Origin of the sequence: uncultured Arcticibacterium sp. (assembly GCF_964021845.1) — a bacterium.
Lineage (GTDB): Bacteria > Bacteroidota > Bacteroidia > Cytophagales > Spirosomataceae > Arcticibacterium.
The window spans coordinates 64,474-77,248 of sequence record NZ_CAXHZC010000007.1 but is presented as its reverse complement, the minus strand read 5'-3'; the positions used below and the strand labels follow the sequence as shown (position 1 = coordinate 77,248).

Below are 12,775 nucleotides of genomic sequence, written 5' to 3'. Positions count from 1 at the left end.
AATGAGAAGAAGAGACTTTATTAAATCGGTGGGTTGTGGAGCCATGGGAAGTACTACGCTTCTGAATACTTTGGCAAATTTAGGTGTCATGAATGGTGCTATGGCAAATAGTACTTTTGATAATAATGCAGATGACTATAAAGCTATAGTTTGCGTCTTGCTTTCAGGAGGTTTAGACTCTTACAATATGCTAATTCCGGCTGGCACAGATGCTAATGGAGATAATGGTTTTGCCGAATATAACGCACTAAGAACTGATTTGGCCATTCAAGACATAGAGGACGTCAACGTTTTTAACGCTCCTCAGCATGTTGGAGTTCGAGGTTTTTCTAATGCTTATAGTTCATTTGGAGTGCATACGGGTATGCCTGAAGTCAAAACACTATTTGACCAAGGTAAACTAGCTTATATGTCAAACATAGGCACGCTGGTTGAGCCATTGATGTCAATAGCCGATTACCAAAACAGTGAGAAAAAGAAACCTCTGGGTATATATTCTCATTCTGACCAATCTATGCAGTGGCAAACTTCTGTGCCACAAAGTAGAGATGCTGTAGGCTTTGGTGGTAGAATGGCAGATTTGCTTCAAGCAAGTAATACCAATCAAAATTTAAGCATGAACCTTTCACTTGATGGTAAGAATATTTTCCAGCGAGGTCAAGACATTTCTGAATATGCCATTGGGTCAAATATTGGCCCTAATAATGTAGGTTTTGAGTCATTTCCCACATGGTGGAGTAATGCCGGTTATCTTAATCAATTGAGAGATAATGCCATTGACAATATGATGTCAAATACTTATGCTAATCTTCTTCAAAAAACATACGCCACCACGGCTAAAACATCAATTTCGGCCTTTGCTACTTTTAAAGAGGCTTTACAGAAAGTGCCTGCCATGAGCACCGTTTTTCCTGATACTAACCTTGGAGATGAAATGGCAGCTATCACCAGAGTAATGAGTGTGAGAAATGATTTAGGAGCCAAAAGACAGATTTTCTTTGTGAATTATGGTGGTTGGGATATGCATGATGGGCTAGTAAATGGCTTAAATGCAAGGTTGCCAGTAGTTAGCCAAGCTTTAAAAGCTTTTTATGATAGCACGGTGGAATTAGGTATTGCAGATAAAGTAACCACCTATACCATTTCAGATTTTGCCAGAACAGTAACCTCAAATGGCCAGGGCTCAGACCATGGCTGGGGCGGGAATAGTTTGGTAATGGGAGGAGCGGTGAATGGAGGAAAAATTTACGGCGGCTTTCCTCAAATGAGCCTAAATAATAATCCTCAAAATATTTCATTCAGAGGTAATTTCATTCCGGCTGTTTCTACAGACGAACTTTATGCGGAGTTGGCCCTTTGGTATGGCATTAGTCCTGCAGACTTATGTTATGTATTGCCTAATCTGGGCAATTTCTATTCTTATTCGGCAGGGAATTATCCATTGGGTTTGATGAATATGTCGGATGGGATTTCAAGTGTAGATAGACCTAAAAATTGTTTGACTTATTGATATGAAAAAAGTTCTATTTATACTGCTTTTGATGTCTGCATTTATTTCTGAAGGGCAAGCCCAATGCGTTGGGCAGGCTGGTCAGGTCAAATGGAATATTTGGATGGGTTTTGAAACTTATAGAGACAGCTCCTTTATGGCTGTGCAAGAGTTTTACCCCGAAACACCAGACCAAACCATAATTCTGGGTTCTTTAGAAACCGCTGTCAATTTCAATAATTATTACGTCTCTTATATCAGAGGCTATATTTCTGTGCCAGTTACGGATTCCTATTATTTCAATATTACAGGAGATGACGACTCTCAATTTTATCTCAGCACCGATGAAAACAAGGCAAATCTTGAGAAAAAAGCTTGGGTGTATTCGTACACCAGCGTTGGGCAACATGACAAAGATTCCACCCAAACATCAGAATTAACACAATTAGTAGCAGGCCAGAATTATTACTTTGAAATACATCATTATGAAGGTGGAGGGGGTGACCACGTAGGTGTTTATTGGCGAAGTCCAGATGTTCCTGATGTGGATACTGTTTGGCAAATAATAGACTACAATTACATCAAAGATTATAATTGTGAAGTGAGCTGTCCAGAAAGAGGTACCGCCTGTGACGATGGAAACGCAAATACTATTAATGATCAGCAAGACGGTCACTGTAACTGCGTTGGGGAATATCCTAAAACCAATGCTTGCATAGGAGAAAGAGGTAAAGTAGAGGCCTATTTTTATGACGATATTGACGGAACCTACGTAGAAAATGATTTGACTAATGCTCCAAACTTTCCTCTAGTGCCAGATAGGCGACAATATTTAGAAGGGGCTTTTGGTCCACATGATTATTATGATAGAAATGACTTCGGTTCTTTAGTACAGGGTTATTTAACAGTTCCCGTAACTGGTCAATATGAATTTAACATTACAGGAGATAATCAAACTTTTTTCTTCCTGAGTAAAAATGATTCCATAGAATATAAACAAACCAGTCAGGCTCTAGTTTTTTATGGAGTTGACGAATCAGAGCATGATAATTCAGTATTTCAAAACATAGGTCCGCTTCAGCTGGAAGCCGGCAAGTATTATTATTATGAGTTTAGGCATAAAGAAAACTCATGGAGAGGTTTCTTTAGTTTACACTGGAAAACACCTTTCCAAACGCATGATGGCTGGAAACAAGTACCAAAATTCTACCTCTATGATTATGATTGTGAAGTTTCTTGCATAGCTCAAGGTACACCATGTGATGATTTTGACCCATTCACAAATAACGATCAGATAGACGCCAACTGCGACTGCGTAGGAGTACCATGTTCAGGGCCAGACTGTGACAATCTATTTGCCAGTTATAATTTCTATGATAAAGCCGAGCATACCACTAACGTTATTAGTACTGAGGAAAATTCTTGGTTGTCTTGCGGAAACGGCACCGCCATAAACCCAAACCCATCTCGGGCTAACCTTAATAGGTGGATTAAATATGATTTTACAAACCAATATAAATTCGAGAATTCAAGGATTTGGAATTATAACGTACCAGGAGAAACCACGAAAGGTTTTAAAAATGTAGTAGTTGATTACTCTATTGATGGCACTTCATGGCAGGCTTTGGGAGGAACATATTCATGGCCTCAAGCACCTGGTAATAGCGATTACTCTGGTTTTATAGGGCCTAATTTCAATGAATTAAAAGCTAGGTATATTTTAATATCGGCGATTGATAATTGGGGAAACGCTACCTGTTCAGGGTTTAGTAAAGTGTCTTTTGATGCCTTATTATGTGATGATAAAGACACACCTTGTGATGACGGTGACCCGCTGACGTCTTATGATGTTTTTGACAATGACTGTAACTGCCGTGGTCAAGATATTAACTGTGCTAGTGATACTTTAGCTTTAGTAAGAGGAGAAATTACCGATGCAGAATTTAAGGCAATCAAAAGGATAGAATCTCAAAGTCTCGTGCCAAACACACAAAATATAACATTCACAGCCGGAAATAGTATAGTACTGCTCCCTGGCTTTGAGGTATCTAGTGAAGCTGTTTTTAAGGCAGATATCGCTAATTGTGTTCAAACAGCTTTTGAAGAAAATCAAGAGTTAAGTCTGAAGAAAGAAACAATGCTATCAGACGACACCGAAAGAGATAATATCAAAAAAGTAATATTTAGGCTCAATGCCCCAGGAGATGTCAAACTGGTGCTTTTAGATGCTAAAGGACAAAACTTGGTGACTATCATTGATGATTACTATGAAAACTTAGGAACGCAAGTTAAGTACATACCTACGGCCAAACTAGATAAAGGTACTTATGTAGTTGAGTTATCAATCAATGGGAATCAGTTGAAAGAAACCTTTACGGTAGATTAAATAAAAGAGATTTTGATAAGGCAATTAGCTGTATTTCTTTACTTATTCTTAGTGACCTTTTCGGTCAATTCACAGAGCTTTACACTGGAATTAGGTGCTGAAAAGGATAATAGTATTTTTTCGGAAAACACAGCTCTTAGTAATGGTGCTGGTAATAATATTTTTGTAGGAAGGATTCAAGACGGCTCGGCTTTTAGAAGAGGCTTGATAAAGTTTGATGTTAGCGACTTGCCGAGTGAAGCAGTTATAGAATCAGTTCAATTAGACCTGTATGTTTTTCGTTCTGCTCGTTCTACCACCACTCCGCATAGTTTTTCAATACATAAGGTTTTAAGCGAGTGGGGTGAAGCAGGAAGCTCAGGGAATGGTAGTGGAGCTGCCGCTCAAACTGGTGATGCTACTTGGTCACAAAGAACATATCCCAATACTGATTGGACTTCATCGGGAGGTGATTTTGCAGTTATAGCCTCTGCCGCACAAATGGTTTCTTACAGTAGTTTTAATTTAGAAAAAGATGTTTGGAGCTCTGCTCAAATGATTTCTGATATTAACTCATGGAGGTCAAATTCAAACACGAATTTTGGTTGGATTTTAATAGGAGATGAAACCATCTTTGGCTCCGCAAAGGGTTTTGTTTCTAGAGACATGACTGCTCCTTATGACTATGCCAGACCTAAACTAACCATTACCTACACTTTCCCTTCTGATAACAGAGTAATACTAAACGAAGTTAATCCGCAAAAGAGAAGAGTAGAACTTTATAATCCTGATAGCTCAGCGGTAGATTTAAGTAATTATACCTTAGTAGGCGGAACTACCACTTCTACCATTTCAGGAGGTAATGTTTCTATTTTGAACGGAAATATACTTTTAGATTCTTCGGAATATATTGTGCTAGAATGGCCTGACTTAAACCAAAATGATGGGGAATTAGCTCTTTATAATGGAGATACTATTTCTGGCGAATTGATAGATTATATACAGTATGGTTCTGGAAACCAATTACATGTAGCTGCCGCGGTTTCTGATAGTGTATGGGATAATGCCACACTATTTTTAAGTACAGAAAGTGACAGTAGCAATAGTTATTCATTAAGTACAGTTCAAAGCTATGCTAACGGTACAGAATCAAATTCTACACATTGGTTAAGTCAACATGAAACCCCGACTTATGTAAATATCCCATGCCTAGCTACTTTAAACTTAAAAGGTAATTTAGTGGAGGCGGATTATTATAGTTCTGACTTTATAGAGCTTGAAGGTGTCTTAAGTCCTTCTAAAGATGTTTTGCTAAGTTCAAGTAATGCCATTCACTTAAAACCAGGCACTTCCATAGAATTAGGGAATGTGTTTGAGGCTGTAATTGATGGCTGCTCGGAATAGTATTGATTTGCGTTAAATCAAAAGAACAAAACTCAAAAATGTTAAATATGAATAGAGGTCTTGGGCTTATAGTTCAGGGTGGAGGATATCAAATGTAAAAGCACTAGTTGTTTATTATTAGCCTTTTAGAGGTGTTTGCCGACAAGTTTTTCAAAATGTAAATATTCTGAAGAGGTTTTGCTATATAGATTTTATAATTGTACGGGTCTTCTACAAACATCGAAAACTTCACCTCTTTTCCATTTAAATCATAAAGCTTCAGTACGGGAATTACATTTCTTTCAGCACTCGAAAGGCGAACATAAAAAGTTTTTCCATTTACAGGGTTAGGATATATTTCAAGAGCTGAGCCGTCGTCAGAGTTAGGGAGGGCAACGTTATAATTGCAGCTTCGCACATTGGAAGCCATAAAATTCTCGTTTTCCAAAGCCTGTATATTGAAATTTAAAGTACTTTTGGTGAACTCTTTAATGGTGAGAGCTCCATTTTCATAAGTGCCGTTTCCACCTTCAATACTAACTTCGACCTCACTTTGATAAGGGTTTTGAATTTCAATCTGAAAAATCAAAGGAAGGTCGCTCGGCAGATTCCAGAAGTATTGGTGGTCACAGCTTTTAATTCTAAAGTCGGGGTTAGACTTTAGAACGTTTATTGTTATTTCCTGAGGCGGAGTACCCAATTCTACGGTATTACCGATTAACTTAAAAGTACCTGCCGCTTCAAAAAACACGGTATCATTTGAAACGTAACCAGGCCCTTCCATAGTGAAAATTGGAGGCGAAACACTATTGGTTTCATAGCTTAGGACATGAAACTTTGACAAATATTCATAGTTCTGCTTAGGTTCAAATAGGTCTAGGTAGATTAAACTATCTTTTAGTTTGCGAACACCGAGTTTGTCTAAAGCATAGAAATCGTCGCCTATTTGAACAAAGTCGTGAGTTTCAAATCTAATTTGGATATTACTATTAAGAGATTTCCATTTAGACGGCGTGTGTATAAACGCAAGGCCATTCTCTAACTCCTTGATATGATTGAAACCTTTATTATCAAAAACTTTGTTTCCCGCTTCAGATATTTCGAAATACTTATAATACCCTGAAAAAGTGTAATCGATGATTTCAAAAAGAAAATTATCAGTGCCTATATTAGGTTTTATTTTAACATAAGTTTCGCTATCTCTACCCCAAGGAACTCTGGGATAAATATTCATGTCACTGTAAGATATTAATTGGAAGAAATGGTCTAGGAAATAGATTTTAGTAGCAGAAGAATCTTTGTCCTTTAATACTAGGCAAATCTGTTTTTCATTTGAACTTATTGCTATAAAGTAGTTTTCGAAAGGTTGGTCGAAATCAAAATTGGAGCGAACTTTACCCGTAAGAAGGTCTTTACTAAAAACTTTATGATTAAGGGAATCGTAGAAGTATAACTCTCCAAGGTTGGTTTCGAGATGTAATATCTGGGAAGAATCTACTAAGTTAAGTTTATTCCCAAATGTCAGAGTCTTTAAATCGAAAGTCGAAATGCTTCGTGTATCGCTAAAGACTAATTTATTTCCCGTTTTTCCTATATAATTTATCTTTTCAGGGAATTCGGTGAATTGAATTTCTTCTTTAGATATATCATAAATACCAAACGCATCCAACGTTTGAAAGGTGTTTTTATCATCGTGGAAAGTTTTACTCTTATAGCTTACTAGAAATGATGAGTCACTTAACTCAAACATTCTTTCAGCAAAGTACCCTTCCTTATTCGGAATTAGATAGGAGCTATCTAGTCCAAAAACCTGACTGTAAGTTTGGCTTTGACTTCCAATGATTAGAATAAAAAAAACACTAAGAAATACTCTCACTCTGCTGTTTCCTAAAATACCAAATAAGCCCTCCCGTCAATACTAAAGAAGCAATAACGGCGGGCATTGGAAATGTTTCTAGCTCTTCGAGGTCAGTGCTGATAGCACCTGTGTGTGAGAGGTAAAACATTACTACTGCAAATCCATTATTGAAAATATGAGCGACTATTGGCACCCAAATATTGCCAGTCCAGAAATAGAAGTAACCAAACAAGGCACCAAGCATTAATCTTGGCAAGAAGCCGTAAAACTGCATGTGAATGGCAGAAAATATAAAAGCCGCTACCCAAATAGCTAAATGAGGATTCTTTAAGCCTTTATAAAGTTTACGTTGAATAAGTCCTCTGAAAATAAACTCTTCACCCACGCCAGCTACCACGGCTATCACAATAAATCCAACTAGCATTTTGATAAAACTATCAAAAGTGGTAAGGTACTCTGTCACTTCTGCGAGCGAGTCTTCCATGGTTTTAAAAAAACTTTCAAGACCAGAAAGAGCCTCAGGGAACTTCATACCCTCATTCATTTCTTGAAGCCATCCATTAAAAGGCAGAAAGCACAGTTGGGTAAGTATGACTAAAAAGAAGACGGCTGGCTTAGGCAAGCTTCTAAAATTAAGCTCAGAAAGGGATTTCTTCTCTACCACCTTCCAGTAAAATATCGCTGCAAGTACGAAGGTGATAATGGCAGCCACTCCCTGACCAAGCATTAAAGCCCACCAGCCAGAATCAGAAGCCATGAGAGCACCATTAATATTACTCAAATCTTCCATGCCAATTCCGCCTACTAAAATCATGACAGCCGCCGCCGCTAAATTTCCCACGACCATACATAAAAGAACCACTCCTATTATAATCAATAAGCTAGAAAGAGCTGGTTTGTCGGCGTTTAATTTGCTTAGGATGGAATTGAAATTCATGTTTTGAGGTTATTTTGATGTAAATTTGTAACCTCAACAAAAGTAGTAGATTTATTTCATCAATGGCTAATCTTTATATTATTGCGGGATGTAATGGAGCGGGTAAAACTACCGCTTCCATGACAGTATTGCCTGAGCTATTGGAATGTTATGAGTTTGTGAATGCAGATAATATTGCTGCAGGCTTATCCCCTCTAAATCCAGAAGGTGCTGCAATTAGGGCAGGTAGATTGATGCTTGAAAGGATTGATTATTTGTTAGAAAAAGGAGTTGATTTTGCGTTTGAAACTACTTTAGCAACTAAATCTTTTGCTAATTTTATTAAGGAAGCAAAAGATAAAGGTTATGAAATTACTCTTCTGTTTTTCTGGTTGAAAAATCCTGAAGTAGCGAAGTTGAGGGTGTCAAAAAGAGTATCTGAAGGAGGACATGATATTCCTGAAACTGTAATAGAAAGAAGGTATTTTAGAGGAATAAATAACTTAGTGAATATTTACTCAAACTTAGTTGACGATATATTGGTTTATGATAATAATGATGATACGCCTGAAGCAATATATTCTAGAATAAGTTTGGAAGAGGAAATATTTGTAGAGGAAACCTGGACGAAAATTAGAAATACATGAAAAAGCACTTAAAAGTGGAAGATTTCACCAAAAGCATCAAAAAGGCTATTGATAAAATGTTGGTTCAAAAGGCTAAAGATGGTCTTGATGTCGTTATTGCTGGTCCTGATGGCGAACCAATACATGTAAAGGCTTCAGAACTATTAAAAAAGAAATAGAATATTGGTCAAAATAGGCAACATAGAACTCGGTGAATTCCCATTATTACTAGCTCCCATGGAAGATGTGAGTGACCCACCTTTCAGGCAAGTCTGTAAGGAAAATGGGGCGGATATGATGTACACGGAGTTTATTTCATCTGAAGGTTTAATTAGAGATGCGTATAAAAGCACCCAAAAGCTAGATATTTTCCCTTACGAAAGACCTATCGGCGTTCAGCTTTTTGGCTCTGATGTGGAGACTATGGCGGAGTGTACTAAGATTGCTTCGGCGGTAAATCCCGATTTGATTGACATTAATTACGGCTGCCCAGTGAAAAAGGTAGCCTGTAAAGGAGCAGGGGCGGCATTGCTGCAAGACATCCCAATGATGACCAAAATGACGGAAGCTGTGGTGAAGGCTACCGACTTACCCGTTACGGTAAAAACCAGGTTAGGCTGGAATGAGGAGACTAAGAACATTGAAGAAGTAGCAGAAAGGCTTCAAGACGTGGGAATAAAAGCATTGACTGTTCACGGACGTACCAGAGCCCAAATGTATAAAGGGGAAGCTGATTGGCGGTTGATTGCCAAAATCAAAGAAAACCCAAGAATCAATATTCCAATTTTTGGAAATGGAGATATCGATTCGCCAGAAAAAGCTTTGGCGTACAGAAACAGATACGGAATTGATGGCATAATGATTGGCCGTGCGGCCATTGGTTATCCATGGATTTTTAATGAGATAAAACACTACTTCGCTACAGGTGAAAATTTACCTGCACCTAGTATGAAACAGCGAGTGGATGCCTGTAGGCAACATTTGAAGTTCTCTCTGGAATGGAAAAATGAAAGATTAGGTGTGCTGGAAATGAGAAGGCACTATTCAAATTACTTTAAAGGTCTACCCCACTTCAAGGAGTACAGAATGAAGCTGGTTCAATCACTTGAGCCTGAAGAGTTGTTCTCTATTCTTGAGGATGTGTTGGTTCAGTTTGACGGTTATTTCTTAGAAACCAAAGCTAAGAAAGTAGATTATGCAGGAGTGGATTAGTCTATATCCTTTTCGATTTCGTATTTGTTCTGTGAATAAAATTCTTCTTTTTCTTTTCTGTTTTTTCTCACTGAATGGTTTAGCACAAACCAGAGAATACGCCGTAAAAGTGGTAGGGCTTAGGGTAGGTACTATTTATGCCACGAAAACTAAATTAGGAGATAGTACTTCTTATGAGCTTAAAAGCAAGGTGGATGTTAACTTTTTAGTGTATAAACTAAAGGTAGATTACCAAGTCCGTTCTGTTTTGTCAAAAGGTAAACTGGTAAATTCTCTAGTCAAAGTAGAGTCAAATAAAGGTAACTTTTTGACAGATACTCAGAAAACTACAGAAGGCTATTTAGTCAAGTCCATCCAACATGAAGATAAGGTCAATAAGAAAATGAATCAAGATATAAACAGCACTTTTGCTAGCATATATTTTAACGAGCCTAATGCAAAGGATAAAGTCTATGCCGAATACTACGCTGACTTTATAAATATCACAAAGCCTTCTCCGGAGTACTATAAAGGAGTTTTAAATGATAATGTAGATGAGTATTACTATGAAAATGGGGAATTGATGAAGATTGTCAAGAAAAATAAGATTACTGACATGGTGCTTGAATATCAAGAACCGTCAAATAAAAAAGTAAGGAAATAAGGCTTTCATATTACAGATTTCAGCAGGAGCGTTTATCTTAGCATTTAAGATGAAACCCAATGCTTCCATGAGATTACTAATCTGCCTTTGTTTATTTCTTTCTTCACAAGTTTTTGCACAGCTTCCTAAACTAAAAGTTTCAGAGAATAACCGTTTTCTTCAAACAGAAGATGGTAAGCCTTTTTTCTGGACAGGGGACACTGCTTGGGAATTAATTCATAAACTTGATTACGACGAAGTAGACCACTATTTCAAAACCAGGGCAGAGCAAGGCTTTAATATTGTTCAAACAGTCTACTTGGCGGAATTAGACGGAATTGACTCACCAAACGCCTTGGGTCAGAAACCATTTGTTTCTGTTAATCCAATGAAACTAAACGTTTCTTATATCAATCATGTAAGAACGGTTTTAGATAAAGCCGCTGAAAATGGTCTCTATGTAGCACTTTTACCAACTTGGGGGGATAAGCTATTTAAAAACTCATGGGGAACTGGCCCAGAAATATTCAATGAAAAAAATGCTTTTGAATATGGCAAACTGTTGGGGCTGCACCTTCGAGACAAAACTAACATTGTTTGGATTATAGGGGGAGATAGAAACCCGAGGGAAGGTACAAATGATGCGAAGGTTTGGCAAGAAATGGCAAAAGGTATAAAAGAAGGTTTAGGGATTTTTGTAGATGGAATTTTCTCTTTTCACCCTCAGCCTCATGAGCCAGGAGGGTCTTCTAGATGGTTTCATAATGATGATTGGTTAAGCTTTAATATGCATCAAACTGGGCATTGTCCTAGTCAGACGTATAAAAAAATAGCACATGATTATAACTTACAGCCAGTTAAACCTACCATAGATGGTGAGCCACTTTATGAAGATCACCCAAATTGTTTCAATGCCAAAGAACTGGGTTATAGCTTACCAAGGGATATTAGAAGAATTATGTATTGGAATGTATTTGCTGGAGCCTTCGGTCAAACCTATGGCTCACATAATGTTTGGCAAATGCATGTTCTTAACGAAAAAGGAGTCAATGGCCCGCTAAGGCCTTGGAAAAAATCTTTAGACTTACCAATGGCCAATCAAGTGAAACATCTAAAAAGCTTGATGCTTTCAAGGCCCTATTTTGATAGAATTCCAGACCAAGGCTTGATTGAAGGAGAGCAAAGTGACGATGAAAACTATACGATAGGAACCAGAGACGAGTCTGGAACTTATGCTTTTATTTACTGCCCTACGGGCAAAACAGTTAACATTAATACCAAAAACTTGAGAGGTCAAAACCTAAGAATATGGTGGTATGATGTGAGAACAGGAGCAGCTTTTATGCTAGGAAATACGGTTAATTACGGTTCTTTTGCGGCAGTGCCACCTTCTAGCGGAAAAGGAAATGACTGGGTATTGGTTATTGATGATGCCTCTAAAGGCTATGATAAACCAGGAACAGTGGCATATTAAAGCTTCTGGAATCTAAAGTCGCATTTACTGGCACCATTGGCGATGGTGTCCATTCTTACTAATTCGTATCCGGCCAAACTAAAAGTAAGCTTGTCTACTTCACACATGATAGCCGTATAGTTTGCGGCCTGGTTATTTTTGAAAAGTGTGCAAATGCCGCAGGCCTTGATGTCCATTCCATAGCCAAAACCTAGGGTTGTGTTTTTGTCGGTAAACACATCGGCAGTAAAACCATTTTCATGTGAAGCTAGACTAGTTTTCCTACCATATCGTTTAAGGTAACTCTCAGCAAACGGCAAGTTTATTAGTTTTGGCTGTAAGGTGTTTATCCATTTGTGAAGCTTATTTTTTGGCTTTACATAATCCTTAGCTATGTCTACACAAAGTTTCTTAATAGTCTCAAAAGATTCGCCTTCCTTCTCTAAAACCTTAATTGTTGACAAGAAATATGCAGAAAACGCCATTTTTTTATCTAAAGGGTTTTTTGATTTCGCTGCAAACGTAATCTCCTTTAAAAGTAAAGTTTGTTTAGTCTCTATCTTCTTGATTATTTCTCTAAACCCTTCAGGATAACTGGTTTCTAAAGCCTTTTTGAAATACTTTCTAAAATTGTTTCTTAGGTAAATGATAGCAAAAGTGGCCGCTATGGTATCGGCAATAGGAAAGAGCAGTAAAAACCAATAAGACCAAAAACCGGAGTAGTAAAGAAGAGCAGTTATTGTCCACTTAGAAGCCATGAAAAGTAGTCCATAGAGGACGGTTTTCTTGACTTTGGTTTTCATTCTTTTGGTCATACAGGGAGCTTAGGGCTGTAAAGGTAGTATTTCTTT

At 37.7% G+C, this 12,775-nt stretch carries 11 protein-coding genes; 8 read left to right on the top strand and 3 right to left on the bottom strand.

Annotation, left to right across the window (positions count from 1 at the left end; translation table 11 throughout):
• The first annotated feature begins 1 nt into the window (after window position 1).
• From AADJ06_RS17940 to AADJ06_RS17930, 3 genes are read left to right on the top strand one after another with little or no spacing between them, the layout of a single operon-like run.
• Window positions 2–1,510 (top strand): DUF1501 domain-containing protein, encoded by a 1,509-nt coding sequence (locus tag AADJ06_RS17940; RefSeq protein ID WP_341227871.1) that lies wholly within the window; start codon window positions 2–4, stop codon window positions 1,508–1,510.
• Between the two features lies 1 nt (window position 1,511).
• Complete coding sequence (locus AADJ06_RS17935) at window positions 1,512–3,875, top strand: PA14 domain-containing protein (protein WP_341227870.1); 2,364 nt, start codon at window positions 1,512–1,514, stop codon at window positions 3,873–3,875.
• Window positions 3,876–3,887: 12 nt separating this feature from the next.
• Window positions 3,888–5,258 (top strand): DNRLRE domain-containing protein, encoded by a 1,371-nt coding sequence (locus AADJ06_RS17930; RefSeq protein ID WP_341227869.1) that lies wholly within the window; start codon window positions 3,888–3,890, stop codon window positions 5,256–5,258.
• 103 nt (window positions 5,259–5,361) lie between these two features.
• Here AADJ06_RS17930 and AADJ06_RS17925 read toward each other — a convergent pair whose 3' ends face one another.
• On the bottom strand, window positions 5,362–7,113 hold the full coding sequence (locus AADJ06_RS17925; RefSeq protein ID WP_341227868.1) for a hypothetical protein: 1,752 nt from the start codon (window positions 7,111–7,113) through the stop codon (window positions 5,362–5,364).
• Window positions 7,097–8,032, bottom strand: coding sequence for a CPBP family intramembrane glutamic endopeptidase (locus AADJ06_RS17920; protein ID WP_341227867.1), 936 nt, complete (start codon window positions 8,030–8,032; stop codon window positions 7,097–7,099). The genes AADJ06_RS17925 and AADJ06_RS17920 overlap by 17 nt, the downstream gene beginning before the upstream one ends.
• 62 nt (window positions 8,033–8,094) lie before the next feature.
• Here AADJ06_RS17920 and AADJ06_RS17915 point away from each other — a divergent pair, with 62 nt between their 5' ends.
• The 5 genes from AADJ06_RS17915 (at window position 8,095) to AADJ06_RS17895 (ending at window position 11,945) form a co-directional block, all read left to right on the top strand.
• Window positions 8,095–8,658 (top strand): zeta toxin family protein, encoded by a 564-nt coding sequence (locus AADJ06_RS17915; RefSeq protein WP_341227866.1) that lies wholly within the window; start codon window positions 8,095–8,097, stop codon window positions 8,656–8,658.
• Entirely contained in the window at window positions 8,655–8,816 is a 162-nt protein-coding gene (locus tag AADJ06_RS17910) for a hypothetical protein (RefSeq protein WP_341227865.1), read from the top strand. Before AADJ06_RS17915 ends, AADJ06_RS17910 begins: the two co-directional genes overlap by 4 nt.
• Window positions 8,817–8,820: 4 nt before the next feature.
• Window positions 8,821–9,849 (top strand): tRNA dihydrouridine synthase DusB, encoded by a 1,029-nt coding sequence (gene dusB / locus AADJ06_RS17905; RefSeq protein ID WP_341227864.1) that lies wholly within the window; start codon window positions 8,821–8,823, stop codon window positions 9,847–9,849.
• A gap of 31 nt (window positions 9,850–9,880) precedes the next feature.
• Entirely contained in the window at window positions 9,881–10,492 is a 612-nt protein-coding gene (locus tag AADJ06_RS17900) for a DUF6134 family protein (RefSeq protein ID WP_341227863.1), read from the top strand.
• Window positions 10,493–10,559: 67 nt separating this feature from the next.
• Window positions 10,560–11,945, top strand: a complete 1,386-nt coding sequence (locus tag AADJ06_RS17895; RefSeq protein ID WP_341227862.1) for a glycoside hydrolase family 140 protein — start codon at window positions 10,560–10,562, stop codon at window positions 11,943–11,945.
• Here AADJ06_RS17895 and AADJ06_RS17890 read toward each other — a convergent pair.
• Window positions 11,942–12,727, bottom strand: coding sequence for an L-2-amino-thiazoline-4-carboxylic acid hydrolase (locus AADJ06_RS17890; RefSeq protein WP_341227861.1), 786 nt, complete (start codon window positions 12,725–12,727; stop codon window positions 11,942–11,944). The two genes, AADJ06_RS17895 and AADJ06_RS17890, sit on opposite strands and share 4 nt — an antisense overlap.
• Between the last annotated feature and the right edge of the window lie 48 nt (window positions 12,728–12,775).

What these genes read in the sequence shown, in the direction of transcription:
- AADJ06_RS17935 (WP_341227870.1), top strand. Translation starts at nt 1,512, where the DNA reads ATGAAAAAAGTTCTATTTATACTGCTTTTGATGTCTGCATTTATTTCT.
- AADJ06_RS17890 (WP_341227861.1), bottom strand. Translation starts at nt 12,727, where the DNA reads ATGAAAACCAAAGTCAAGAAAACCGTCCTCTATGGACTACTTTTCATG.
- AADJ06_RS17920 (WP_341227867.1), bottom strand. Translation starts at nt 8,032, where the DNA reads ATGAATTTCAATTCCATCCTAAGCAAATTAAACGCCGACAAACCAGCT.
- AADJ06_RS17915 (WP_341227866.1), top strand. Translation starts at nt 8,095, where the DNA reads ATGGCTAATCTTTATATTATTGCGGGATGTAATGGAGCGGGTAAAACT.
- AADJ06_RS17895 (WP_341227862.1), top strand. Translation starts at nt 10,560, where the DNA reads ATGAGATTACTAATCTGCCTTTGTTTATTTCTTTCTTCACAAGTTTTT.
- AADJ06_RS17910 (WP_341227865.1), top strand. Translation starts at nt 8,655, where the DNA reads ATGAAAAAGCACTTAAAAGTGGAAGATTTCACCAAAAGCATCAAAAAG.
- AADJ06_RS17940 (WP_341227871.1), top strand. Translation starts at nt 2, where the DNA reads ATGAGAAGAAGAGACTTTATTAAATCGGTGGGTTGTGGAGCCATGGGA.